This window comes from Nesterenkonia sp. AY15 (assembly GCF_022565855.1).
GTDB lineage: Bacteria > Actinomycetota > Actinomycetes > Actinomycetales > Micrococcaceae > Nesterenkonia.
This window is the reverse complement of the sequence record NZ_JAJOYV010000004.1, coordinates 181851-207176: the sequence shown is the minus strand read 5'-3', so window position 1 is coordinate 207176 and position 25326 is coordinate 181851. Positions and strand designations below refer to the sequence as shown.

General features: G+C 65.1%; 19 protein-coding genes. 7 read left to right on the top strand and 12 right to left on the bottom strand.

Annotated elements, in window-relative coordinates; all coding sequences use genetic code 11:
• Positions 1-17: 17 nt before the first annotated feature.
• The 6 genes from LSI54_RS08140 to eat all read right to left on the bottom strand — a co-directional run bounded on the left by LSI54_RS08140 (position 18) and on the right by eat (position 7342).
• On the bottom strand, positions 18-1298 hold the full coding sequence (locus LSI54_RS08140) for an ammonium transporter (protein WP_241464941.1): 1281 nt from the start codon (positions 1296-1298) through the stop codon (positions 18-20).
• A 161-nt stretch (positions 1299-1459) separates the two neighbouring features.
• Positions 1460-2236 (bottom strand): 3-oxoacyl-ACP reductase, encoded by a 777-nt coding sequence (locus tag LSI54_RS08135; protein WP_241475926.1) that lies wholly within the window; start codon positions 2234-2236, stop codon positions 1460-1462.
• A 75-nt stretch (positions 2237-2311) separates the two neighbouring features.
• Positions 2312-3670 carry an aldehyde dehydrogenase family protein gene (locus LSI54_RS08130; protein WP_241478114.1) on the bottom strand — a complete coding sequence of 453 codons (1359 nt, stop codon included), beginning with the start codon at positions 3668-3670 and terminating at the stop codon, positions 2312-2314.
• Entirely contained in the window at positions 3667-4488 is an 822-nt protein-coding gene (locus tag LSI54_RS08125) for a gamma-glutamyl-gamma-aminobutyrate hydrolase family protein (RefSeq protein ID WP_241478113.1), read from the bottom strand. Before LSI54_RS08125 ends, LSI54_RS08130 begins: the two co-directional genes overlap by 4 nt.
• The gene (locus tag LSI54_RS08120; protein ID WP_241465102.1) at positions 4469-5815 is read right to left on the bottom strand and encodes a glutamine synthetase family protein; all 1347 of its coding nucleotides are present in this window, start codon (positions 5813-5815) and stop codon (positions 4469-4471) included. The genes LSI54_RS08125 and LSI54_RS08120 overlap by 20 nt, the downstream gene beginning before the upstream one ends.
• A 93-nt stretch (positions 5816-5908) precedes the next feature.
• Positions 5909-7342 (bottom strand): ethanolamine permease, encoded by a 1434-nt coding sequence (eat, locus tag LSI54_RS08115; RefSeq protein ID WP_241475923.1) that lies wholly within the window; start codon positions 7340-7342, stop codon positions 5909-5911.
• A 206-nt stretch (positions 7343-7548) separates the two neighbouring features.
• On the opposite strand from eat, the gene LSI54_RS08110 reads away from it, so the two are divergent.
• The gene (locus LSI54_RS08110) at positions 7549-8265 is read left to right on the top strand and encodes a FadR/GntR family transcriptional regulator (RefSeq protein ID WP_241478112.1); all 717 of its coding nucleotides are present in this window, start codon (positions 7549-7551) and stop codon (positions 8263-8265) included.
• 73 nt (positions 8266-8338) lie between these two features.
• On the opposite strand, the gene ftsY is transcribed toward LSI54_RS08110, so the two are convergent.
• Complete coding sequence (gene ftsY / locus LSI54_RS08105) at positions 8339-9538, bottom strand: signal recognition particle-docking protein FtsY (RefSeq protein ID WP_241475921.1); 1200 nt, start codon at positions 9536-9538, stop codon at positions 8339-8341.
• Positions 9539-9740: 202 nt separating this feature from the next.
• Between ftsY and LSI54_RS08100 the strand changes: the two genes are divergently transcribed.
• Complete coding sequence (locus tag LSI54_RS08100; protein ID WP_241478111.1) at positions 9741-11912, top strand: acyltransferase family protein; 2172 nt, start codon at positions 9741-9743, stop codon at positions 11910-11912.
• A 28-nt stretch (positions 11913-11940) separates the two neighbouring features.
• On the opposite strand, the gene LSI54_RS08095 is transcribed toward LSI54_RS08100, so the two are convergent.
• The 4 genes from LSI54_RS08095 to wecC form a co-directional block, all read right to left on the bottom strand.
• The gene (locus LSI54_RS08095) at positions 11941-13320 is read right to left on the bottom strand and encodes an ATP-grasp fold amidoligase family protein (RefSeq protein WP_241478110.1); all 1380 of its coding nucleotides are present in this window, start codon (positions 13318-13320) and stop codon (positions 11941-11943) included.
• A 100-nt stretch (positions 13321-13420) separates the two neighbouring features.
• On the bottom strand, positions 13421-16114 hold the full coding sequence (locus tag LSI54_RS13180; protein WP_241478109.1) for a glycosyltransferase: 2694 nt from the start codon (positions 16112-16114) through the stop codon (positions 13421-13423).
• Complete coding sequence (locus LSI54_RS08085; protein WP_241478108.1) at positions 16111-16524, bottom strand: hypothetical protein; 414 nt, start codon at positions 16522-16524, stop codon at positions 16111-16113. Before LSI54_RS08085 ends, LSI54_RS13180 begins: the two co-directional genes overlap by 4 nt.
• Before the next feature lie 107 nt (positions 16525-16631).
• Positions 16632-17864 (bottom strand): UDP-N-acetyl-D-mannosamine dehydrogenase, encoded by a 1233-nt coding sequence (gene wecC / locus LSI54_RS08080; RefSeq protein ID WP_241478155.1) that lies wholly within the window; start codon positions 17862-17864, stop codon positions 16632-16634.
• Between the two features lie 104 nt (positions 17865-17968).
• On the opposite strand from wecC, the gene LSI54_RS08075 reads away from it, so the two are divergent.
• Positions 17969-18370, top strand: a complete 402-nt coding sequence (locus tag LSI54_RS08075; RefSeq protein WP_274617567.1) for an acyltransferase family protein — start codon at positions 17969-17971, stop codon at positions 18368-18370.
• Between the two features lie 795 nt (positions 18371-19165).
• Here the strand turns inward: LSI54_RS08075 and LSI54_RS08070 are convergent.
• Entirely contained in the window at positions 19166-21952 is a 2787-nt protein-coding gene (locus LSI54_RS08070) for a glycosyltransferase (protein WP_241478107.1), read from the bottom strand.
• Positions 21953-22154: 202 nt separating this feature from the next.
• Between LSI54_RS08070 and ffh the strand changes: the two genes are divergently transcribed.
• The 4 genes from ffh (at position 22155) to rimM (ending at position 25316) form a co-directional block, all read left to right on the top strand.
• Positions 22155-23759: a signal recognition particle protein gene (gene ffh / locus LSI54_RS08065; protein ID WP_241478106.1), complete on the top strand. Its 1605-nt coding sequence runs from the start codon at positions 22155-22157 to the stop codon at positions 23757-23759.
• A 285-nt stretch (positions 23760-24044) separates the two neighbouring features.
• Complete coding sequence (rpsP, locus tag LSI54_RS08060) at positions 24045-24452, top strand: 30S ribosomal protein S16 (protein WP_241464926.1); 408 nt, start codon at positions 24045-24047, stop codon at positions 24450-24452.
• Between the two features lie 17 nt (positions 24453-24469).
• The gene (locus tag LSI54_RS08055; RefSeq protein WP_036476533.1) at positions 24470-24712 is read left to right on the top strand and encodes an RNA-binding protein; all 243 of its coding nucleotides are present in this window, start codon (positions 24470-24472) and stop codon (positions 24710-24712) included.
• A 19-nt stretch (positions 24713-24731) separates the two neighbouring features.
• A complete protein-coding gene (gene rimM, locus LSI54_RS08050) occupies positions 24732-25316 on the top strand; it encodes a ribosome maturation factor RimM (protein ID WP_241464925.1) in 585 nt (194 codons plus the stop codon).
• Positions 25317-25326 lie beyond the last annotated feature (10 nt).

Here is a 25326-nt window from a genome sequence, read left to right as displayed (position 1 = left end):
GGTGACCTAGGAGGTCGTCACTCGCGCGGTGCGCCAGCGGGGCTCTTGCTGGAACCGTTGATGGTCTCGAAGATGTAGGCATCTTCGTCGTGCTCGGAGCGGTCGATGCCGAGGGTCTCGACATCCGAGGTGACGCGGAATCCGATGGTGGCGTGGATGGCGTAGGCGATGATCGCGGTCATCACCACGGTGAAGACCAGAGTCACCAGGACAGCCACGACCTGCGAGCCCATGAGGCCCAGACCGCCGCCGTAGAACAGACCGGAGCGTTCGCCGTCGATCAGTTCGGCGCGGCCCAGCAGACCGATGGCCACGGTGCCCCAGAGGCCGGCGACGAAGTGCAGGCCGACCACGTCGAGCGTGTCGTCGAAGCCGAGCTTGTACTTCAGGCCGACTGCCAGGTAGCAGAGGAACCCGGAGACGGCGCCGATGATGATGGCGCCGACCGGGTCCACGTGGGCACAGGCGGGAGTGATGGCCACCAGGCCGGCCACGATGCCCGATGCGGCGCCGAGGGCGGTCGGCTTCTCGCCGCGGATGCGCTGGGTGAGGAGCCAGACCACCAGTGCCGATGCGGGGGCAAGGAGGGTGTTGACCCAGATGAGTCCTGCTTCGCCGGCCTCCGTGGCTGCGCCGCCGTTGAAGCCGAACCAGCCGAACCAGAGCAGCGAGGCGCCCAGCAGCACGAACGGGGTGTTGTGGGGGCGGTGTGATTCGCGTTCGGTGAAGTTGCGACGCTTGCCCAGGATCAGTGCAAGGACCAGAGCGGCGAGGCCGGCGCACATGTGGACCACGAGACCGCCGGCGTAGTCGACTGCCTCACCGACGGCGTCGCCCACGGCGCCGCCCTCGACGAGGAGTCCACCATCGCCCCAGACCATGAAGGCCAGCGGGCAGTAGACCAGGGTGACCCAGATGGGCACGAAGACCATCCAGGCGGAGAATTTGGCGCGGTCAGCGATCGCGCCGGAGATCAGGGCCGTGGTGATGATGGCGAAGGTGGCGCCGAAGCCGATGCCGATCAGTTCCTCCGGTGCTTCTGCGAGGGTGCTGTAGAGGCCGAAGTCAGTGGCTGGATTGCCGAACAGGCCGCCGACGGACTCTCCACCTGCGATGGCGGAGCCCCAGAGGGCCCAGACCACGCCGACGAGTCCCATGGCCGCGAAGCTCATCATCATCATGTTGATGGCGGACTTGGCCTGAGACAGACCGCCGTAGAAGAAGGCCAGTCCGGGTGTCATGAGCAGCACGAGTCCGCTTGCCACAAGCACCCAGACGTCTAGTGATCCAAGTTCCATGTGTCCCTCCAGGAAACATCAATTCATCGGTGAACTTCACCGATGCGAGCTGATCTCAATGGTGACTGGCTCGTGTTTCACCGGGCGCGCCGTGATGTTTCTGACAGGTTAAAGCTTTCCCCGCGGAGGGCAGGGGAGAGCCCCCGCCGCAGCCTTCACGCTCAGAACGGCGTGACGTAGGCTCCCGAGATGCCGCCGTCGACCAGGAACGTCGAGGCGGTCATGAACGAGGAGTCATCGCTGGCCAGGAAGGCCACGGCCGCGGCGAGCTCTTCGGGCTCGGCGAAGCGGCCCAGCGGCACGTGCACGAGGCGGCGAGCCGCCTTTTCGAGGTCCTTGGCGAACAGTTCCTTCAGCAGCGGCGTGTTGACCGGTCCGGGACAAAGGGCATTGACGCGGATGCCCTGGCGGGCGAACTCCACTCCCAGTTCACGGCTCATCGAGAGGACGCCACCTTTCGATGCGCTGTAGGAGATCTGCGAGGTGGCCGCGCCCATGACGGCGACGAAGGATGCGGTGTTGATGATGGAGCCCCTGCCCTGCTTCTGCATATAGGGGATCGCATATTTGCAGCAGTGGTAGACCGAGGTGAGGTTGACGTCCTGGACCCTGCGCCAGGCGTCGATGCCGGTGTCCAGGATGGACGCGTCGTCGGGTGGGGCGATGCCGGCGTTGTTGAACGCGATGTCCACGCTGCCGAAGGCCTCATGGGTCTGCGCGTAGAGGTCCTGGACCTCCTCCGGGTTGGTGACGTCGACCTTGACGAACAGGCCTCCGAGCTCCGCGGCGGCCTGCTCCCCGGCGACCGCGTCGACGTCGGCGATGACGACGCGTGCTCCTTCGGCGGCCATGCGGCGGGCACTGGCGAGACCGATGCCGCTGGCGCCCCCGGTGATGACGGCGCTGCGGTCGACGAGACGACGGGCGTTGATCTGCATGGGGCTCCTTGATTGAGGGTCATCTGCTGAAGTTCTCAGTTGATGAGGTGTTCGGCTGCGCGGTCACGCAATCGGTCAGCTGCTGGAGATGAAGACGTTCTTGGTCTCGGTGAAGGCCTCGGCGGCGTCGGGCCCCAGCTCCCGTCCGAAGCCCGATTGCTTGAACCCTCCGAAGGGGGTCCAGTAGCGCACCGAGGCGTGGGTGTTCACCGAGAGGTTCCCGGCGTCGACCCCGCGGGAGACCCGCAGGGCGCGTCCCACGTCACGGGTCCAGATGGAGCCGGAGAGGCCGTAGTCGGTGTCATTGGCCAGGCGGATCGCCTCGGCCTCATCCTCGAAGGGGACCACGGCGATGATCGGTCCGAAGATCTCCTCGTTGAAGACTCGGGAGTCGGCAGAGGGAGTGAGCACGGTCGGCGGGAACCAGAATCCGGGGCCGGTGGGGGCTGACCCCTGGAAGGCGATGGGGGCGTCGTCGTCGAGGTAGGCGGCCACCGAGTCGCGGTGGGCGGCGGAGACCAGCGGACCCATGGCGGTCTGCTCCAGGCTCGGATCGCCGCAGTGGAAGTCGCGCACGGCAGGCTCCAGCAGCTCCAGATACCGATCCAGGACCGAGCGCTGCACCAGCACCCGGGAACGGGCGCAGCAGTCCTGGCCGGCGTTGTCGAACGCGCCGCCGGGAGTGGCGGCGGCGGCCTGGTCCAGGTCGGCATCGGCGAAGATGATGTTGGAGTTCTTCCCACCCAGCTCCAGGGTCAGGCGCTTGACCTGGTCCGCGCAGCCAGCCATGATCCGCTTGCCCACCGCGGTGGAGCCGGTGAAGACGACCTTCCGGACGTCCGGGTGGGTCACGAAGCGCTCACCGACCACGGAGCCCTTGCCCGGCAGCACGGTGAAGACGTCCTCGGGCAGTCCGGCCTGCAGGGCAAGCTCGCCCAGCCGGATGGCGGTCAGCGGGGTGATCTCCGCGGGCTTGAGCACCACGGTGTTTCCTGCCGCCAGGGCCGGCGCGAAGCCCCATGCGGCGATCGGCATCGGGAAGTTCCAGGGCACGATCACCCCGATCACGCCCAGCGGCTCGTGGAAGGTCAGGTTCACCCCTCCCGGGGTGGGGATCTGACGACCGGAGAGCCGCTCGGGGGTTCCGGAGTAGTAGGTCAGGACGTCACGGACGTTTCCGGGCTCCCAGCGGGCGTTGCCGATGGTGTGCCCGGCGTTGCGCACCTCCAGGGCGGCGAGATGTTCCAGGTCGGCGTCCACCGCGTCGGCGAAGCGACGCAGCAGTCGCGCCCGGTCCGCCGGATCCACGGTGCGCCAGGTGAGGAACGCGCGCTGGGCGCGGGCGATGGCGGCGTCGGTCTCCTGCAGCGAGACCAGCTCGATGGTCTCGATGATCTCTTCGGTCGTGGGATCGACGATCTGGGTCACGGTCATGGGTGCAGTGCGTCCTCTCGGTGCTGGTCAGGGTGGGCGCCGGATCCCCGATGTGGGTCTTGGGGGGCGTCTCGCCGCTCGGCGAAGCGCCGGGCCACGTCGATGAAGCCCTCGAAGAGCCGAGCATCCTTGCGGTTCTCCTCGGGGTGGAACTGGACCCCCAGGGTCCAGGCCTCCGTGGTGGTCTCCACGGCCTCGATGGTGCCGTCGGCGGCGCGGGCGGTGACGACCAGGCCCTCCGCCACCTCATCCAGGGCCTGATGGTGGTAGCACGGCGACTGGGCGCTCTCGCCGAGCAGCTGCGCGCACCGGCTGCCCGGCTCGGTGGTGAACTGGACCCTTCCGTACAGGCCGGGTCCGGGCTGGTACTGCTCGGCGTCGGGGTTGACGTCGGGCAGGTGTTGGATCAGGGTCCCACCCAGCGCAACGTTGAGGATCTGAGCGCCCCGGCAGATGGCGAACAGCGGCAGGCCCCTCTCCAGGGCTGCACGGGTCAGCGCGATGTCGTGTTCGTCCCGGCTGGGCTGGGAGGAGGTGCGTTCGTGCCGGTCGGCGCCGTAGAAGCGCGGATCCACGTCGACTCCGCCGATCACGATCAGCCCGTCCATCAGCTCCAGCACCGAGGTGTCGGTGCCCACCGGGGGCAGCAGCACAGGGGTTCCCCCGGCCGCCGCGACGCCTTCCACGTAGGACCCGGGCACGATCGCCGCCACCGAGTTCCAATCGCCCCACGAGCCCTCCTGGTAATACGTGGTGAGCGCGATCCGGGGTCGCCGGCCCGGCGCCGACGAAGAATCCCTAGAGCCGCTCGAAACCACGGTGCAGCTCCCAGTCGGTGACGGCGGACTCGAAGGCTTCCAGCTCCACATCGGCGTAGTGGACGTAGTGCTCGACCACATCCTCGCCGAAGACCTCGCGGGCAAGTGCCGAGTCGGCGAGCAGGTCGCGGGCCTCTCTCATCGCCGTGGGCACGACCTGTGCGTCGGACTCATAGGCGTTGCCCTCCATCATGGGTTCCAGCTCCAGCTGGTGCTCGATCCCGTAGAGGCCTGAGGCCAGCATCGCTGAGAGTGCCAGGTAGGGGTTGACGTCGCCGCCGGGGAGACGGTTCTCCATCCGGGCGGACTGGCCGGTGCCGACCAGGCGCACGGCACAGGAGCGGTTGTCGATGCCCCAGGCCACCGAGGTTGGGGCGAAGCTGCCCTTGGCGAAGCGCTTATAGGAGTTGATGTTCGGGGCGTAGAAGATGCAGAGTTCGCGCATGCCCTTGAGCACCCCGGCGATGAAGTAGTCGTAGGTGGCGCTGCGGGCGTCCTTCTCCTCATCCCAGAAGCTCAGTTCCCCGTCGAGCCCGCGCAGCGACATGTGGATGTGGCAGGAGCTGCCCTCACGCTCGTTGGGCTTGGCCATGAACGTGATGGACTTGCCCTGCTGCTGGGCGATCTGCTTCGAGGCCAGCTTGTAGACCACGTGGTTGTCCGCCGTGACCAGTCCCTCGTCGAAGCGGAAGGCGATCTCGTGCTGACCGAAGTTGCACTCTCCCTTGGCGCTCTCCACCGTCATCCCGGCGGTGTACATGGCGTTGCGGATCTCGCGCAGCAGCGGCTCGACCCGTTGGGAGCCCAGGATGTTGTAATCGACGTTGTATCGGTTCGCCGGGACCAGGCTCTGGTAGTTGGAGTCCCAGGCGTCCTCATAGCTGGTGTTGTAGACGCAGAACTCTAGCTCCGTCCCGGTGAGCATCTGGTAGCCCATCTCCCGAGCGCGGTCGAGCTGACGGCTCAGCATGGCCCGCGGGGACATCGGGATCAGCTGGCCGTCATGGGCGGTGAGGTCACACTGGATCATCACCTGACCCGGGTTGTGCGGCATCCGCCGGATGGTGTCCAGGTCCATGGCGAAGCTCATATCCCCGTAGCCGGCCTCCCAGCTGCTGATCGCATAGCCGCCGGGGGTGTTCATCTCGGTGTCCACGGCCAGCAGGTAGTTGCACCCCTCGGCTCCCTCTTCGAGCATCGAGTCCAGGAAGAACTGGGCGTGGCAGAGCTTGCCCTGCAGCCGGCCCTGCATATCGGTGAAGGCCAGCACCACGGTGTCGATGCGCCCTTCGGTGATCTCCTGGCGCAGCCCAGGGACGGTGAGCATTCGATCGTTGCGGGGATGCTTGGGCGATGTCGTCACGGGATCTGATCCTTGGGTTGCAGGGGTGATGGCAGGGGCGTGGGTGACCGGTCGGGCTCAGTTCAGCGTGGAGTCTGCGTCCTTGACCCGGGCGAACTCTTCCTCCGGTGCGTTGGCGACCACGCGATGGCGGCTGTAGAACCAGAAGTAGGCGAGGAAGGCCAGGAACACCGCGGCTGTGATGGAGGCCGCGAAGACATCGACGAGGAAGGTCGCGATCACCGCCACCACGGCCAGGACGAGCGCGACGCCGGTGGTGACCACCCCGCCGGGGGTGCGGTAGGCCCGCGGGAGGTCGGGCTCGCGCAGGCGCAGCACGATGTGGGAGAGGTTGAGCAGCACATAGGACACGGTGGCCCCGAAGACCGCGATGTTGATCAGCAGGCCTCCGTCCCCGGTGGCCGCCGCCAGCACGAAGCCGATGGTCCCCGGCACGATCAGCGCGACCCACGGGGTCCGGCGCTTCCCGGTCAGTGAGAGCCAGCGGGGCAGGTAACCGGCGCGGGAGAGTGCGAAGAGCTGCCGGGAGTAGGCGTAGATGATGGAGAAGAAGCTGGCGATCAGTCCCGCGAGCCCGGCGTAGTTGACGATGCTCGCCATCACGCTGTCGGGGCCGGCGACGGCGCGGATCGCCTCGGGCAGCGGATTGTCGGAGGTGCTCATCGACTCTGCGCCTGCCGCCCCGGGGACCAGGACCAGCATCAGCGCACCGGTGACCAGCAGGATCAGCATCGCCACGATGATGCCGCGCGGCATGTCGCGCTTCGGATCGGTGGTCTCCTCGGCGGCCAGCGGCACGCCTTCGATCGCCAGGAAGAACCAGATCCCGTAGACCAGCGCCGCCATCGCTCCGGCGTAGCCCATCGGCAGGAACGCACTGGCTCCCACGGCGTCGTTCGGGACGATGTCGAAGAGGTTGGCGGCGTCGAAATGCGGAACCAGGGCAATGACGGTGACCACCAGGGCGAGCACGGCGATCGCGGTGATGCCGAACATCAGCCGCAGCGCCTCACCCACTCCGTAGAGGTGGATGCCCACGAACACCACATAGGCCGCCAGGTAGACGGGCCAGGAATTGGTCATGCCGAACAGGCCCAGTGCCTCGATGTAGCCGCCGATGAAGGTGGCGATCGCGGCCGGCGCGACCGCGTACTCGATGAGCACCGCGACACCGGTCGCGTAGCCGCCGAGCGGGCCGAGGGCCCGCCGGGCGAAGCCGTAGCCGGCGCCTGCGGTGGGCAGCGAGGAGGACATCTCGGCGAGGCCGAAGACCATGCAGGTGTACATCACGCCCATGAGCACGAAGGCGATCAGCAGACCGCCCCACCCGCCTTCGGCCAGACCGAGATTCCATCCCGCGAAGTCCCCGGAGATGACGTATGAGACGCCCAGGCCTGCCAGCAGGATCCACCCCGCGGCTCCGGTCTTGAGCCGGCGATGCGCCATGTAGCTGGAGTCAGCGAGGAATGACCTGCTCTTGTCATGCGGCATGGCTGTCCACCTCTTGTGGATTCGACCCGACGGGGGAGATCATCAAAGGACTGATTTCAGTCCATGGTGCTGTGCGGAATCCTGACAGCTCTCTCCCTGGGCGTCAAGAGGTGGACTCCCATGTCGTAACCCCGTGCGGGGGGAGCCCGTAGGCTGAGGCCAGAGCCAGAGCCAGAGCCAGGGCTTGAGCCGGAACGGAGGACCAGATGACGGCGGCAGACTTCGGGAACCCCTATGCGGTGCTGCGTCCGGTGCGTTCAGGAAATACGTTCGAGGAGACGATCGAGCATCTGCTCCAGGCGATCCGGGTCGGACTCTTCCCCCCGGGGCAGAAGCTGCCCCCGGAGCGGGAACTGGCCGGGCACCTCGGGGTCTCCCGCGCAACCCTGCGCGAAGCCCTCGCTGAGCTGCAGCAGGCAGGCTTTCTCGACGTCCGTCGGGGTCGCTACGGCGGGACCTACATCCTGGAGGCGCCGAGCGCCACGCCGCAGGGCGTAGAACACATGGATCCCCTGGAGCGCCGCGACGTGCTGGTCTTTCGCGCGGTGCTCGAGCCGGCCGCCGCGGAGCTGGCGGCCCAGGCAGACCTCTCCGCCTCGGCGCGCGAGCACCTTCAGGGTTGTCTCTCAGATCTGGAGCGCGCCGATCGGTCCAGCTATCGCGCCCGTGACGCTCGCTTTCACATCGCGGTCGCCGAGCTGAGCGGGTCCCCGTCGCTCATCACCGCCGTGACCGACACCCGGGCGCGGGTGAGCGCGCTGCTGGATGAGATTCCGCTGCTGCCGGCGAATCTCGAGCATTCGAATCAGCAGCACCTGGCGATCACCACGGCCATCCTGGCCGGTGACGGGTCCGGGGCGAAGTCGCTGATGATCGATCACCTGGAGGGCACCGCCTCGCTGCTGCGCGGATTCCTCAGCTAGGCGGCTTCGCGGATTCCGCAGGCGGAGGACCGCTGAGGTGCAGCGCCTGCCGAGGGTCAGCGGGCGCTGATGATCAGTGGTCCTCGAGCAGCGCGGCGACGAACTCGGCGGCGTCGAAGGGTGCGAGATCGTCGGGACCCTCACCGAGTCCGATGAGCTTCACCGGGACGCCGAGCTGGCGCTGGATGGCGACCACGATGCCGCCTCGAGCGGTGCCGTCGAGCTTGGTCAGCACGATGCCGGTGACGTTGACGACCTCGGAGAAGACCTTGGCCTGGTTCAGGCCGTTCTGACCGGTGGTGGCGTCGAGGACCAGCAGGACCTCGTCGACGGCGGACTTCTTCTCCACCACACGCTTGACCTTGCCGAGTTCGTCCATCAGGTTGGACTTGTTCTGCAGCCGGCCTGCAGTGTCGATCATGACCACGTCGGCTTCGAGCTCGATCCCCTTGTCCACGGCCTCATAGGCCACCGACGCCGGGTCAGCGCCTTCGACGTCGGACTTCACCGTCGGCACGCCCACCCGGTGACCCCAGGTGCTCAGCTGTTCGGCGGCGGCTGCGCGGAAGGTGTCGGCCGCTCCGAGGAGCACGTCCTTGTCCTCGGCGACCAGCATCCGGGCCAGCTTGCCCACCGTGGTGGTCTTGCCGACGCCGTTGACGCCGACGACCATGATGACCGCGGGACGACCCTGCGCCGTCACCGTGAGTCGGCGATCAAGGGTGGGATCGACCAGGGTAGTCAGCTCTTCGGTGAGCATCGCCTTGACCACGACCGGGTCCTTGGTGCCTTCGACCTTGACCCGTTCGCGGAGCCTGTCGACGAGCTCCATGGTGGGATCGGTGCCGAGGTCCGCCATCAGCAGGACCTCTTCGATCTCTTCCCAGACGTCCTCGTCGATCTCGTCGCGAGACAGCAGCGCAAGAAGCGACTTGCCGAAGATGTTGTTGGACTTGACCAGCCGGGCGCGCAGCCTGGCCAGACGTCCAGCCACCGGTTCGGGGGTCTCGACGGTCGGTTCAACGACCGTCGGCTCCTCCACCAGATCGACGCCGCCGCCCAACTCGGGCTCTGCGACGTCCGGGCGGTCTTCCGCGGGGGCCTCAAGGGTGCCGACGCCGCCGGACGGGATGTCATCGGGGTCGCGCTGGGTCAGGTATTGCTCACGCTTGTCCTTGGGCAGCAGCTTCCCGCCCTGCACCAGGAAGAATCCAAGGGTGCTGAGCAGAATCACGGCAAGAACGATGAACAGAATCAGTACGTCAAAATCCACGCGCTCAGTCTGTCACAGACCTGCGGAGCCAGCGGCCACGGCGACCACGGCCATGTCTTGCCGCGAAGTTCCAGGACGTTGGAGTATCGTGCGGCATCGGACTCGTCGGCGTTTCGTGTGCAGACGACGGACCCAAAATAGGCTTGAATAGATCGGCGCATCTGCGTTCAAAATCAGACAAGGTGAGAGATTCAGTGCGAGCATGACTTCCATACCCTCGACAACGGCCACCCCCTCTGGGCGCCCGCTGCCAGCGCATGCCAAGACCCCGGCGCACTTCCAGCCTGAGATTCAAGGGCTCCGGGCCCTGGCGGTGCTGGTCGTGATTCTCTACCACTTCTGGCCCGACCGTCTGACCGGCGGCTACGTCGGCGTTGACGTCTTCTTCGTGATCTCCGGTTACCTGATCACGGCACACCTGTTCAAGGAGGCGGTGAAGACCGGGGGAGTGCGGCTGGGCCAGTTCTGGGCGCGTCGTATCCGTCGGCTGCTGCCGCTGAGTCTGCTCGTCCTGCTGCTGACGGCTATCTCGGCTGTGCTGATCCTTCCCAGCACCGCGTGGCAAGCGACGCTGCGGCAGATCATCGCGTCCACGCTCTACGTGCAGAACTGGATCCTCGCCGCCGACGCGGTGGAGTACTCCAAAGCGGACGAACGGGCAACCGCCGTCCAGCACTTCTGGACGCTCTCTGTCGAGGAGCAGTTCTACGTCCTGTGGCCAGTGCTGTTGGCGCTCACACTGGTGTTTCTGGCATTCCGACAGCGTCGCTCAGGGTCCCCCGCATTGGAGCAGCGCCAGATCCGGGCAGCATTCCTCTGGGTGGTCGGGCTGCTTGGAGCCATCTCGCTGCTGTTCTCCATCTACTACACCGCTGTCGCGCCGGCGGAGGCCTACTTCGTCACTCCCACACGGATCTGGGAGTTCACGCTGGGTGCGATCGCTGCACTCGTGCTGGGCTCTCGCCAGTTCACCGGCCGGTGGGGCAATCTGCTGGGGTGGGTCGGGTTCCTGATGATCCTGGGCTCAGCGATCTTCTATACCGACGCCACACCGTTCCCCGGCTGGACCGCACTGGTACCTACCCTGGGGACCGTGCTGGTGCTGGCCTGCGGCGGACGTGAACCCGGGACCGGCGTGCACTGGTGGCTTTCGCTGCGCCCCGCCACTGCCATCGGTGACTGGTCCTACGCGATCTACCTCTGGCACTGGCCAGTGGTGATCTTCTCTCCCTACATCAGTGACGCCGCCAGGTTCTGGTACGTCAAGGCCCTGCTGATCCTGGGCATCATCGGGCTTTCCGCGCTGAGCACCCGTTTCTTCGAGTCCCCGATCCGCCGGGCCAAGATTCTGCTTCCCACCTGGCGGACGATGGTTGCGGCCGGCGCCGGCATGGTGCTGGTCATCGTGTCCGGGACCCTCGCGGTGTCGACGATGCAGGCGAGCTCGGAAGACTCCACACTCACCGAGGACCACCCATGCTACGGCTACCAGGCCTTGGCGAATCCAGACGAGTGTGGCGACCCGTTCGAGGGGGACCTTGGTCTGTGGCCATCGCCTGCGGTGGTGACGGAGCAATACCAGGAAGAGGCCTTCCCCGGGTGCCAGGCAGACAATGACGCCCCCGGTGTGCAGGAGTGCTGGCTCGGGGCTGAGGAGTCCGAGTCGGATGGCACGATCGCTGTGTTCGGCGACTCCCACGCAACGATGTGGCTTCCGGCGCTCGATGAGATCGCCCAGGAACAGGACAAGCGGCTGCTGGTGCTGACGCGTTCAGCCTGTACGCCGCGCGGCGGCGAGGTGGGGGATGAGACCACTGATTGTCTCAAGGCCAACGCAGAGATCATCGATCAGATCTCTGATGACGAGAGCGTCAACACCGTGATCGTGGCTGCCAGTCAGATGCACGGCGAATTCGGTGGACCGAGCCGCGACCTTGGTCTGGACGAGGATGAATATGATCTCAGCGACACGGCGCTGGCGATGTACGAGCCGATAGTGCGCTGGCTCGAGGCCGAGAAAGAGGTGGTTGTCTTCGGGGAGGTCCCACGCATGAGCCACGATGAGGAATCTGAAGAGACCCTGCCAGAATGCGTGGCCCTCAATGAGAGTGACCTCTCCGCATGCAATGAGACGCGGGAGGACACTCAGGTGGGGGATCGCTGGCTCACCCGGTCTGCGGAAGTCTTCGAGGACGCGGAGAACTACCACTTCGTGCCCACCGAGGACCTGGTCTGCCGGGAAGACACCTGCTATGCCGTGCTCGGAGGTGCCATCACGTACTCGGACAACAGCCACGTCGCGGAGACGTTCGTGCGGTCCACTGTTCCCGAGCTCACCGACCGGATGGAATCGGCGCTGACGGCGCAGGGATGAGAGCGGCCGCGACTGACAGTCCTGGTGGTCAGTCCTGCGCGTCTGGCAGAGCTGGGGGAGGGGTGAACCAGCGCCGCGCCTCTGCGACCGGTCGCGGCCACCTCGAGGGATGCGATTCCAGGTCTGATTCTGGATACCACCAGGTGTAGTCTTCCGATCCGAAGAGGGTGCCCGGTGGCCTTCCCTGTGCGAGGTCGCGGTCCAGACGCACCTCGGCGTTATTCCATGCGGCGCCGAGCTCAGCATCGTGCTCCAGGGCGTACATCTGCTTCCCGCCAGGAGTAGAGGTCAGTTCGCCCAGCACCGGTCCCCGTGAGGTCGCATAGAGGTCCACCCTCACGAAGGCCATGCCCGAGGCGATGGAGAGCTTCTCTGCCGCTGCGAGCAGCTCTTTCCACTGGGCCGGCCGGGGGATTTCTGGTCCATAGGTTGCGCCTGGCAGGATCGGGCCGAGATCTTCACCGTCAGGACCGAAGTACTTGCGCGTGAAGGTCTTGCGATTTATCACCTGCACGCCCTTGGTGTGCATCACCAGCACCTGAAGTATCTGCCCGTACGCGGTGTAGATCTTGATGTCTTCCGGGATGGTGGCCTCGCTGGCGCTTTCGAGAAACTCTTCGGCGAAATAGGGTCCACCACCTTGCTTCAGGCGACCCAGCATCCGTTCTGAGGGGCGGCCATCGGTGAGCTGTTCCTTGCCGGTGAGGGTCTGCCAGCCGGTCGGGGTGCGAGTCAGCGGGATCACGGCGATACCGCTGTGTCCGCCGTCACCTTTGAGGACGAAGCGGTCGACGGTGAAGTCGCTGAAATCAATGTCCTCCAGTGAGTTCCAGACCCTGTAGATCTCAGGGGTGCCTATGCCGAGGCTGTCTGCGAAGGAGTAGTTGCGCAGCTTGTAATCCACCTGAGCAATCGGACTGAGGGCATGCCAGTTGTTGGACCGCGTGATGCCGGTTGCGTCGAGGTGATTCACGAGCTTGGTTTTGAAGGAAGATCGGGCGAATCGCTGATGCTCCGCGACAGCGGCGTCGTACTTCGACTGGAGAATCTCGATCTCCGACCTGAGGCTGTCGGTCTCTGCCGTGTGTGCAGCTTTCGCTGCGGCTCGCTCTGCCGTGTGTGCGGCATTGGCTGCGGCTCGCTCTGCCGTGTGTGCGGCATTGGCTGCGGCTCGCTCTGCCGTGTGTGCGGCTTTCGCTGCGGCTCGCTCTGCCGTGTGTGCGGCATTCGCTTCGGCGTGTGCGGCGCGCTCTTGATCCAAGGCCGTCTTGAGATTCCGCAGCTTCGCGGTCAGCGAGTTCTGGGCCCGATCGAGCTGGTTCGTGCGCGTCTCCAGGAAGGAGATCTTCCGATCGCGCCAACCTATCCCGGGGATTCGGTTGTGCACTGACTTTGGGATCTGCGGCATAGGATTCCTTCCGTGCCTGAGGCCGGGGAGCGCCACGGTAGTCGACCTCCGAGCGTCCTGGCATCGGTGACCGGCGCATCAAGCATGTTCGTCCGCAGGGCTACCCGTGTTGTGACCTGGTGGCGTCGAGATCTTCCCAGAATGAGATGGCTGTGGGTTGAGTCCACTTGTACTCGCCATAATAACTCAGCAGTTCCGCCAGATTCCCAGCCGCTTCTCGCCATTCATCGTGCTTCACGCGCTTCAGCTTCGGCAATAGCCAAGAGACCAGGAATGGCTCCAGGCGATCGGCTTTATAAGCGTCCAGAAGTCCGACTTCATAAAGCCACTGCGCACGTGCCTTGTCCAGCGGCAGATATTTCTTGAAGTAATTTGGATTCAGGGTATTGACCGTCGAGTTGCTCACGACCATGTAATACGTGTGCACACCGATATCAATTGCCCTGATCGACTTCGCATAGTGGAGCATCTGTTGGAAGAAGTAGGAATCTTGACCGACAGCTCCGACCGGCTGGGTCAGGTTCAGTGACTGCAGCCACTCGGTGCGAGCCACGACAGTCTGGATTCCCATGGGCCGGAAGCGCAGAGCCTCGAGCGCCCGCGGAGGCACACTGATGTTTCCTTCACCGTCGATATCATCGGCGAACACGGTCTGAAGAACCTCGGCGTAGGGCTGCATGGACCTGCGCTTCGCCCACTGGGACATGTTGCCCAACACGAAGTCCACGCCTTCATGCTCCTGGATCGATTCATAGAGCACGGCGTATCCGTCGTCTATGGCCTCATTGTCCGGATCGAGGTAGGTCACGAATTCTGTCTGGGCGAGATCGAGTCCGGTGTTGCGCGGACGCGACGCCGAACCGGATCCGCCCCTGGCGTGATGGAAGGCGGAGACGTTGGAATAGTCCTCGGCGAGGTCTTGGATCGTGTCAAGGGTCAGCGGATCCGTGGAGCCGTCACTGACCAGCAATACATGCATGTCAGCAAATGCGCTGGACCGCAGCAAAGAGGCGAATGCCTTGTGCCGCAGGTGGGGTCCGTTGTTGTAGATCGGCACGACGACCGAAAGCTTGAGGTCGGCTTCGCGCGCCGTCCGCGCCACCTCCCGGCGAACGTCATCGAACTGATCTCCCTGAGCAAGCTCTTGGACCGTACGACGCCCCGAACCCTCCCGACGAGGACGATGGCTGGACTCCTCCGCCACATACGCACGAGTCACTGCGAGACGCCTTCTCAGCTGTTCGACGCTCATCTCGGAGCCGATGTGAGGCTGCCACCAAGCCGTCAATCCGAGATCGCCGCGCGACCCGTCCACGTGTCTGTGTCCTTGGTCTACCGCGCCCTGTTCCAGCTTCTGCACGACCGGCGCGGACTGGTACGCCAGGGCAGCGAGATGGTCCGCAACGTACGTCGATGCGTAGTGATGCGCAGAAGATAGTGGAAGCAGGACGTCGTAGCCATCGGAATTCACCGAGGCCTCGCGCCAGGTGACGACGTCGACATCGCCGACCGTCTGGACGGACATCTCTGCCCTGAGCATGCCGTCGTCGTCATCCGTGACTGCGAGCACCCGTGGTGCTGAAGTGGGATCCGAGATCCCGACGATGCGCAGCATCTGGCGCAGGACATCCGTGGCGTGGTTCTGCGTGAATACCTGCCGCACGCCGTCATTCTGAGCTCGACGCAGGTCAGTGCTCTGCAGCGATTCCAGCATCGTCGCGACGTCCAGCGTCGAGTTCGCGACATGTGCCTGCGGATAATAGGAGTTGACACCCTGGTTGTACGTGGAGAGCACCAGGGACCCCGAAGCCTGCAGCTCGATGATTCGAGGGGAGAATGCCGTCTGAGAACCACTGATCGTGTGCGCCACCACTCCGATATCCGTGAGCCGGTCGAGCTCGCATCTGCGGTTCGACACCCACTCCTGGACGTGCGGCCAATACCTGCTTCTCAGCGCTGCCTCGGGGCGTGCTTCGGGGCTTATCAGCAGATCGGCGCCCGCAGCCAAGACCCCATCGAGGATCCATTCCAGACTTTCGCCGGCCTCGGTCGGGATCTGGGCCCCCTGATCACCCAGATAGGTGACCAGCGGAGGAACGGCCTGGCGTGAGCCGAGCGGTGATCGGTGGAGGGGGTTGACCGGAGACGCGATGATTTCGACGGGGGTGCTTCGTGGCAGGGAACTGCTGGTCTCCGCGTCCAGGGATGCCGGGAGATCGGATCCGGCGTCCTGAAACAGTGCCGCGTTCTCTTCCGAGACGGCGAAGATACTGTCACAGCGGGCGGCGAGCCGCAGCTGTGCTGCAGTCGGCGTGGCGGTCCCGAGGTCGACATAGATCAGGGGCAGCGAGTGTTCCCGGGCATAGTCGATGACCTTGCCCCGGCCAGGGCGTGACCGAGTGCTGCGGGGCCCTATCATGACGACTTGGGAATTCCGGACACCTGCCTCCCAATCCAGCGGGTCGATGGCCATCATGACCGCACTGTTCTCAAAGGCTTCCAACAGCGAGTCATCGCCGAAGACGCCTACCGTCACTGGAAGAGCCGGTTTGGCGACGCCCCCTTCAAGCTCGGGCAGAGCCTGCATGGCGTCCAGGAGCTCTGGCAGGTTGTCAGGATGTGACACTCCACCGCGGAACGGCGACGAGGCGGAGACGCCCAATGACGCCAGCAGAGCTGGGTCCTGCAGAGCGGTGAGGGGTTCCTTCGCGTTGAGCAGCCGCCCGATGCGTGTCCGGCCGACGGCAAGCTGAGAATACCGGTCGAATGGCTGTCGTTGACGACGACGGTTCACTTCGTGAGGCCCTCTTGCGCGGCAGGTGCCTCGTTGCGCCCGCGCAGACGGCGCTCTGCGGCTCGGATGGCCCGACGCGGGTGCCGAATGGTGAAATCTACGCGTTTGCGGGTATCGGTCAAGAAGGACGAGGCAGGGCGGCCGGTGTCGTTCTGGGGAATGCTTCGTCCCTTGAGCTTCTTCGCCACCCGGTACTCCAGTGACGAGACGCGAGACCTGAGTGCCGCGATCTCTGACTCCTGGGAACGCTCCAGCTGCTCGTAAGCCCAGCTCAGCTCGGCAAGCAGGGTCTCCTGCTGACGCAGCAGGGCGACCACCACTTCCTCAGGGGACAGCTGGTCCCCGCTGACTGCGCTCTCAGGCTGATCTCTGGCGACGCCAGAACGCCCCATAGCTGAGTCGGTGGTCATCAGGCTCCTCGGTGGCTCAATAGGGTTCTGCTGCTTCAGGGTTGCCTGAAGTGATGGTCAGGATCAGTCTAACGGCGGTCCTTCGCGGATCACCTCTGATGGAGGGCTCAGCGCCAGATTCCGCGAGTGTCGATGACCGTGGCCGAGCCCAGTCGTGACATCGGCAGGGCCTTGAACGTGTCATGATCGACCAGCAGCACCAGCACGTCGGCGCGTTCAAGTGCCTCATCCAGCTCGGTCAGGGCGACATTCTCGAACTGTCCCAGGGTTGAGGGAAGCTCGTGGATGTGCGGCTCCACCGCCAGGATGCTCGCGCCGGGGGCCCGCTGCGCGAGCTTCTCCGCGATGTGCAGCGAGGGCGATTCACGCAGGTCATCGATGTTGGCCTTGAAGGCCAGGCCCAGCAGCGCCACGGTGGGAGTCTCACCGGAGGCTTCGAGCGCCTGCTCGATACGGCCCAGGACCCACTCAGGCTTCGCATCGTTGGTCTCACGGGCGGTGCGGATCAGGTTCGCCTGCTCCGGGGCGGCGTCGACGATGAACCACGGGTCCACTGCGATGCAGTGTCCACCCACACCGGGGCCCGGCTGAAGGATGTTGACCCGCGGATGGTGATTGGCGAGCTCGATGAGCTCCCACACGTCGATGCCGAGCTTGTGGCTGATGACGGAAAGCTCATTGGCGAACGCGATGTTGACATCGCGGAAGCTGTTCTCCGTGAGCTTGGCCATCTCCGCGGTGCGCGCGTCGGTGAGCAGGAACTGGCCCTTGCAGAAGGAGGCGTAGAGATCCCTCGCCGCTTCGGCGGCCGCAGGTGTCAGGCCCCCGATGATCCGGTCGTTGGAGATCATCTCCTCCATGATCTTGCCCGGCAGCACACGCTCGGGGCAGTGCGCGACCAGGATGTCGGCCGGACTCAGGTCGGGGCGGGCGGCAAGGATGCGTGCGGCCATGTGTTCGGTGGCCCCGGGAGGAGAGGTGGATTCCAGGATGATCAGTTCCCCGCCGGAGAGCTTGGCGGCGATTCCATCCGCGGCAGACTCGATGTAGCTGAGGTCAGCCGAGTGGGTAGCGGTGAAGGGAGTGGGCACGGCGACGATGTAGGCGTCCGCAACGGGTGTCTGCGTGCTCGCGGTCAGGGTGCCGCTGTTGACTGCGCGTTCCAGGACTTCGCGCAGTCCGGGTTCCACGAAGGGAACCTCGCCGTTGTTGACAGCGGTGACATTGCGTTCAGAGACGTCCATACCGATCGTGGTGACGCCGTGATCCGCGAGGATGGCTGCGGTGGGAAGACCGATGTAGCCGAGTCCGATGACACCGACGGTGGAGGATTTGCTGATCAAGGAGATTCACTTTCTTCGGCGGTCAAAGGTGACTGACAGCAGGCGAGTCTATCCCAGCGGGTAGATCTGGGCGTGACTTGCGGTCCCGCGCGCCGTGATCGATGGAATTGAACTTGGGGCGAATCGTTGTCGCTGCAGCTGCCCAGCCCGTCTCTGCGTCGAATGGTCCAGAGGGACGCCTTCGAACGTCCCGGAGCGGGTGGTGCCCACCCGAGATCCAAGGGCTGCGGGCCTTGGCTGTGCTGCTCGTCGTGGCCTGCCACTTCCGTCCTGAGTACTTGTCCGGTGGCTATCTCGGTGTGGACGTGTTCTTCGTGATCTTCGGGGACCTCATCACCGCGCACCTGTACAAGGAGGCTGCGCGGATCCATCAGATCAGGCTGGCGCAGTTCTGCGTCCGAAGGATTCGGCGATTGCTGCCGCTGAGCATGCTGGTGCTGGGACTCACGGCGTTGGCTGCGGTGATGATTCTGCCGAGTACGGACTGGCAGAACACCCGATGACAGATCATGGACTCGGCTCCCTCCGTGCAGAACTGGGTGCTCGCCGGTGATTCGATCGACTGCTCGAAGGCCGATGAACGCGCGACCGCGGTGCAGCACCTCTGGTCCCTTTCCGTCGAGGAACAGTCCTATGTGTTGTGTTGTGTTGTGGCCGGGGCTGCTGGCGGTCGTGTCGGCTGTGGCAGCACTTGCGCGGCGTCGTCGAACGTCGACGCATTCAGATCAGGCGCCTCGCAACGACACGCGCAGGCTCTTCCTCTGGTTGGTCGGGCTGCTCGGGGCAATGCCGGCGCTACTCCTCGGTGCCGCCCAAAACCTTTGGTCGGTGGGCAATTCTGCTGGGATGGCTGGGCCCGGTGATGATTCTCGGTTCGGCCTGCTTCTCCGGCGAGATGACGCACTTTCCTGGATAGACGGCATCAGTCACGTCCGTGGGGCGACCCTGCTGATGGCCTGCAGCGGCAAGGCTCCCTGGACCGGGATCCACTGGTGGCTGGCGCGGCGCCCGGTCACAGCCTTGGGAGATTGGTCCTACTCCATCTGTCTCTGGCGCTGGCCAGTGGTGATCTTCTCCCCCTACGTGATCGACGCTGCCGAGCGGTGGCAGGCAAAGGTGTTGCTGCCTACGTGGCGCACCATGGTTGCAGCTGCCGCCGGTATGGCCCTGGTTGTGGGTGCCGCCCATTGCTCGGTGCAGTAGGTGGAACAGGATTTCGTTGCTTCGCGCGATCAGTGACTCCTGTGCTGGCGGACCGGATGGAGGGCGCGCTCAGCGGATGACCGTTGTGGCAGCTCCTAGTACCTCCTGAAGAAAGCCCGCGCCCTATGGTCGTTCCAGTGGAACGGGCCATAGGTGCTAGCGATCTCTCGGAGCACGCTCGCGGCCTCTTCACGGTCATCTGGGCTGACCTTCTCGAACTTCTCGAGATACCAGGAGACGAAGAAGGTCTCGAAGCGCTGCTCCATATAGTCCTCCAGGAGGCCCACCTCCCGCAGCCACTGGGCCCTGTCCAGTTCCAGGATGAGGTACTTGCGGAAGTACTTGGGCGAGACCACGTTCACGATTGAGGTGTCTACGGCTCCGTAGTAGGTGTAGACCGGGCGGTGCACCGGCACGTAGGCCCTGACGTGGTACATCAGCTGCTGGAAGAAGTATGAGTCCTGTCCGACCGCGCCCACCGGCTGGACGAGTCCCAGTCCCTTCAGCCATTCCGTCCGCGCCACGAGGGCCTCGATGGAGGCTGGTTTGAAGTTCAGCGTGCGCAGGGTGTCTCGGTGAGGCCAGACAAGCCCGTCCCGGTGTTCGACACCGGCGGCGAACCATGCGTGGTAGTCATGGACGCTGTACCGATGAGTCCAGACGGCCATCGTGCCCAGCGAGAAATCGGCTTCGGGCCGGGCGCGGAGCTCATCGAGCAGCACCAGGTAGCCGTCGTCGAGCTCTTCATCGTCAGGATCCAGGTACGTCACAAACTCGGTGAAGCTCAGCGCCAGACCCGTGTTGCGCGGTCTCGATGCTGAACCGGATCCGCCGGAACCGTGATGGAAGGCTGAGACGTTGGGATACGAGTGCGCCAGCTCCTCGATCGTGTCGAAGGTGGAAGCGTCCGTGGAGCCGTCGTTGATCAGCAGAATGTGCATGCGTTCAAACATCTCTGAGCGGCGCAGCGAGGCAAAGGCCTTATGTCGCAGGTGATCGCCGTTGTTGTAGATCGGCACGACGACGGCGAGCTCAAGCTTCTCGGCCTCAGCGGTGGCCTTGAACTCGCGCGCGGAGCTTTCGAGGTCTGACCCGACCTCCGGGTCGACCACGCGACGCATCGAAGGAGACCGATGCCCGAGGTGGTCGATCGCGTAGACCGTCACGCCTGAGCCCGACGACGCGAGAGCCTCAGCAGAGCCCAGACTTCCTGCTTCGGGTCGCCACCAGGCTGATAGGGACAGCTCATCGAGGGCCGTCGTGTGCCGGTGGGCCGCGTGATCCGTCTCCTCCGCGGTGCCTTGGAGCTTGGTGGTGATCGGCGCCGACTGATACCGGAACGCTGCCACATGATCGGCGGTGTAGAACGGAGAATACCGACGGGAGGCGCTCACCGGCAGGAGGATGTCGAAGTCCCCGGCTGCGGTGTCACTTCCGACCTGCCATCCGTCGATCTGTGCCCAGGTTGTCAGAGCGACGGCGGGGTGGGTCTGCCGTGCGATGTCGTCGCGGAGCTCATCGGTGATCTCGTCGGCCACTGCGAGCACCCGGTCGGTGGGAGTGGCCACGCTCAGGCCGATCGTCCGCGCAATCGTGCCGAGCACATCCGTCCCATGATGGGCGGTGAAGACTTGGCGGATGCCATCGCCCTGGACACGACGAAGCTCCTCGATGTCCATGTATTGGAGCGTCTTCGCCACGTCCTCCGCCGTGTTGGCGATGTAGACGTTCGGATAGTAGGAGTTGACGCCCTGGTTGTAGGTGGCCAGCACCATCGTCCCGCAGGCCTGAAGCTGCAAGACCTGGCTGTCCAACAGCGTCTGCGAGTTGGCCACAGCGTTCACGGCCAGGCCGACGTCCAAACAGCGCTGCAGCTTCGCCGTCTCGCTGGGTCCATCCAGGACGGGAACCTCCCGCTGGGACAGGGTCCAAGGCGCGTACTCCGCAGGCACGGTCCAACGGGGGGGTCGCAGGCCGTCTTCCGCAGCGGGGCGGAACAGCGCGACGGGTCGCCCTGAAGCCAGCGCACCGTCGAACAGGGGTGAGATTGACTGGGCGGCGTGGACCTTCGCCGGTGTGGACGACTGGTCCAGCCCCATGAACGCCAGCAGATCCGTGCCCGCAGGTCGGGTCCCGAGGGGAGTGTGCAGCAGGGGGCTCACGGGGAGCTGAACCGTGGTCACGCTCGGTTCCGACCTGCCCAGTTCCCGATAGATGTCCGCGACCTCATGGTCGACCGCGAACACCCAGTCGCAGGTCTCCACGACCCCCAGGGTGTCCTCGGCCTCATCCTTGCCGACGGCGGAGAAGAACGCGGTGGGCACCGAACGTTCTCGGCAGTGCGGAATGATCGAGTCGATGATCAGCTCGTCGGAGACGCAGGTGTCCGAGCCGATGAGCAGCAGATCGACGTCTACATCGAGATCTGCCCAGTTCTCGGCGTCTATGTCGATGATCTCCGCGAGTCCGAACAGGCCTGCACCTAGTCGTGGGCCGGCGATCAGTCCGATGCGGAGGGGCAGCCGGGGGCGGGAGACGCCGGCCTCGGGGGCGGGGAGTGTTCCGGTCGAGTCGAGTGCGTCGTCCACTGCGTGAATGGGGGATCCCAGGAACTCCCGCTCAGATTCCTCCGGCACCGAGATCTCAGTGATGCTCGTGGCGGTCTGGGCAGCGCCGTTCCGGGGCGCGGACTCCGCGCGTTCATTCAGCAAGTCAATCAGCTCTTCATAGGACCGTCTTCGCTGCAGATGGGCGGCACTGGCCTTGTTGCGCAGTGTCAAGGCTGGTGACGACCAGGCAGGCGAGGACGCGGCCGTCGTCGTCCAGGCCCGGGCGGCAGCCATGTGCGCCTTCGCGGCGGCGCCCAGGGCAGAACGGTGCATGGCAAGCGCCGCGTCCACCATGTCTGTGGCCGCAGGGCGTGCAGTTGCGTCGGGTTTGCCGAGGTCGGACGTGTTGGCACAGGGGTGAAGGTCTATCCATCGCACATTGATACTCTAGAGCCTCGGTACATCCACTGCGCGGTGGACGCACTCTGCTCCGCGACGCGCAGCCACCACCAACGACCCAAGGGACATCCCAGACGTGTTCAACTCCCTCTCCGATCGCCTGAGCGCCACCTTCAAGAACCTCCGCGGCAAGGGGAGGCTCTCCGAGGCCGACATCGACGGCACCGCGCGGGAGATCCGCCGGGCGCTGCTCGATGCAGACGTCGCCGTGCCGGTGGTCCGCGAGTTCATCGCCAAGGTCAAGGCGCGCGCCCTCGGGTCCGAGGTCGCACAGGCGTTGAACCCGGGTCAGCAGATCGTGAAGATCGTCAACGAGGAGCTGGTCGGGATCCTCGGCGGGCAGACCCGTGAACTGGCCTTCGCCAAGAACCCGCCGACGGTGATCATGCTCGCCGGCCTCCAGGGTGCGGGCAAGACCACGCTCGCCGGGAAGCTGGCGCACCACCTGAAGAACCAGGGCCACACCCCGATGCTGGTGGCCTGTGACCTTCAGCGGCCCAATGCGGTCACCCAGCTGCAGGTCGGCGGAAAGCGCGCCGGTGTTCCCGTCTACGCTCCGCACCCCGGTGTCTCCTCCGAGTTCGAGTCCGCCACCGGTGATCCGGTCAAGGTGGCCACCGAGGGCCTGGCCGAGGCGCGCAGCAAGCTGCACGACGTCGTCATCATCGACACCGCGGGCCGCCTCGGCGTCGACGCCGAGCTGATGCGTCAGGCCGCTGACATCAAGGCCGCCGTCGGCGCGCACGAGACGCTCTTCGTGATCGACGCGATGATCGGTCAGGACGCGGTCACCACCGCGCAGGCCTTCAACGAGGGCGTGAACTTCACCGGCGTGGTGCTCACCAAGCTCGACGGCGATGCCCGCGGCGGTGCCGCGCTCTCGGTCGCCTCGGTCACCGGCAAGCCCGTCATGTACGCCTCCACCGGTGAAGGGCTGAAAGACTTCGAGGTCTTCCACCCGGACCGGATGGCTCGTCGGATCCTGGACATGGGTGACATCCTCTCCCTGGTCGAGCAGGCCGAGGCCAACTGGGACCGCGGCGAGGCCGAGAAGATGGCCAGGAAGTTCGCCGACCAGGAGGACTTCACACTCGACGACTTCCTCGGACAGATGCAGCAGCTCAAGAAGATGGGCTCGATGAAGAAGCTGCTGGGCATGATGCCCGGCGCGCAGGGGATGCGGCAGCAGCTGGACCAGTTCGACGAGTCCTCCATCGGCCGGGTCGAGGCGATCATCTATTCGATGACCCCCTATGAGCGCAACGTCCCCAAGGTCATCAACGGCTCCCGCCGGGCCCGCATCGCCAAGGGCTCCGGCGTCCACGTCTCCGAGGTCAACCAGCTTCTGGAGCGCTTCACCCAGGCACAGAAGATGATGAAGAAGATGGCCGGCGGCGGGGGCATGCCCTCGATGCCCGGCGGCGGCGGGATGCCGGGGATGGGCGGGATGCCCGGAATGGGTGCCGGAGGAGGCGCCTCGAAGAAGCGCAAGCCCCAGCCCAAGCCCAAGAAGAAGTCCGGCAACCCGGCCAAGGCCGCCCAGGAGGCCCGCGAGGCTGAGCTCAAGCGCACCCAGGGTGCCGCCAAGCGGATGGACGGCTCCAGCTTCGGCGCAGGCACGAAGGATCTCAAGCCCGAGGACCTGAACCTCCCCAAGGGATTCGAGAAGTACCTGCGCTGAGTCTCGGCCTGCGCTGAGTCTCGGCCTGCGCTGAGTCTCGGCCTGCGCTGAGTCTCGGCCTGCGCTGAGTCTCGGCCTGCGCTGAGCAGGGCTGACCGGGTCTCAGATCGCGTGTTCGGCCGATCTCTGGCACAATAGGCAGGTACTTTGTTCGACGGAGGGCACCCTCTAAACCCTCCGTAGGGACAATGTTCTGAAGTGGTCGCCTCGATTGTGCAGCACGTCCCCACGCAATCCGTTGCCTGACCGCGCCCCTGAAACAAGAAACAGGAGTGGACCACTCAAGTGGCAGTTAAAATTCGTCTGAAGCGCATGGGCAAGATCCGTGCACCGTTCTACCGTGTTGTCGTCGCCGACTCCCGCACCAAGCGTGACGGCGTCGCCATCGAGCAGATCGGCAAATACGACCCGACGCAGGAGCCCTCGCTGATCGAGATCGATTCCGAGCGCGCTCAGTACTGGCTCTCCGTGGGCGCACAGCCCACCGAGCAGGTCAATGCACTGCTGAAGGTCACCGGTGACTGGCAGAAGTTCAAGGGCCTCGAAGGCTCCGAAGGCACTCTGCGGACCAAGGCCCCGAAGGAGGAGTTCGTCGCTCCCAGCAAGGGCTCAGTCATCCAGGAGAAGAAGACCAAGGCTCCGGCTCCTGCCGACGAGGCAGCTGAGTCTGCTTCGCAGGAGAATGCAGAGTAATCATGGGAGCTGATGCAGTGCTGAGTGACGCGCTCGAACACCTGGTCCGCGGAATCGTGGACGCACCCGATGACGTCGATGTCCGCCGTAAGGGCGGGCGTCGCTACGACGTCCTCCAGGTGCGAGTTCATCCGGATGATCTCGGTCGAGTGATCGGGCGGGCCGGGCGCACCGCCAAGGCACTGCGCACTGTGGTCTCCGCCCTCCCCGGTGGGGGCGATGTCCGCGTCGACGTGGTCGACACCGACCGCAGCCGCTGACGGATATGAGGACTGCACCATGATTGCTGGCATGCAAGGCCAGGAAGCATATGAGACCGACCCGCAGGCACTGCCAGATTCGGCAGAGCGCCTGCGGGTCGCTCGTATCGGCAAACCCCACGGCATCCGTGGCGAGGTCACAGCCCAACTCTTCACCGATGACCCGGAGCAGCGACTCGCTCCCGGTTCGGTGATCATCCGGATCGCCGGCGATCAGACCGTCGACCGGATCACCACGCTGCTCACTGTGACCCGGCAGCGCTGGAACAAGAGCATCGCGCTGCTGAGCTTCCGCGAGATCACTGACCGTGACAGCGCCGAAGCCCTGCGCGGCTCCACCCTCTACGTCGAGGTGCCGATGGAGGAAGACTCCGACGAGGACGGCTGGTACAGCCACGAGCTCGCCGGATTCGCCTGCGTGGACCTACAGGGTCAGCGCCTGGGCACGCTCAAGGAGCTGATCACCGGTTCGGCGCAGGATCTGCTCGTGGTCACGGCCGTCTCCGGCGAGGACGTGATGGTCCCCTTCGTCGAAGAGCTCGTGCCCGAGGTGGATGCGGAGCATCAGCGCATCGTGCTGACCCCGCCGCCCGGCCTCTTCTGAGCGAGGAGCG

Coding starts and splice junctions, on each gene's coding strand:
- LSI54_RS08085 (WP_241478108.1), bottom strand. CDS start 16,524: ATGACCACCGACTCAGCTATGGGGCGTTCTGGCGTCGCCAGAGATCAG.
- LSI54_RS08120 (WP_241465102.1), bottom strand. CDS start 5,815: ATGCTCACCGTCCCTGGGCTGCGCCAGGAGATCACCGAAGGGCGCATC.
- LSI54_RS08135 (WP_241475926.1), bottom strand. CDS start 2,236: ATGCAGATCAACGCCCGTCGTCTCGTCGACCGCAGCGCCGTCATCACC.
- LSI54_RS08130 (WP_241478114.1), bottom strand. CDS start 3,670: ATGACCGTGACCCAGATCGTCGATCCCACGACCGAAGAGATCATCGAG.
- eat (WP_241475923.1), bottom strand. CDS start 7,342: ATGCCGCATGACAAGAGCAGGTCATTCCTCGCTGACTCCAGCTACATG.
- LSI54_RS08075 (WP_274617567.1), top strand. CDS start 17,969: ATGGAATTGAACTTGGGGCGAATCGTTGTCGCTGCAGCTGCCCAGCCC.
- LSI54_RS08140 (WP_241464941.1), bottom strand. CDS start 1,298: ATGGAACTTGGATCACTAGACGTCTGGGTGCTTGTGGCAAGCGGACTC.
- rimM (WP_241464925.1), top strand. CDS start 24,732: ATGATTGCTGGCATGCAAGGCCAGGAAGCATATGAGACCGACCCGCAG.
- LSI54_RS08095 (WP_241478110.1), bottom strand. CDS start 13,320: ATGCCGCAGATCCCAAAGTCAGTGCACAACCGAATCCCCGGGATAGGT.
- LSI54_RS08070 (WP_241478107.1), bottom strand. CDS start 21,952: ATGCACCGTTCTGCCCTGGGCGCCGCCGCGAAGGCGCACATGGCTGCC.
- LSI54_RS08100 (WP_241478111.1), top strand. CDS start 9,741: ATGACTTCCATACCCTCGACAACGGCCACCCCCTCTGGGCGCCCGCTG.
- LSI54_RS08110 (WP_241478112.1), top strand. CDS start 7,549: ATGACGGCGGCAGACTTCGGGAACCCCTATGCGGTGCTGCGTCCGGTG.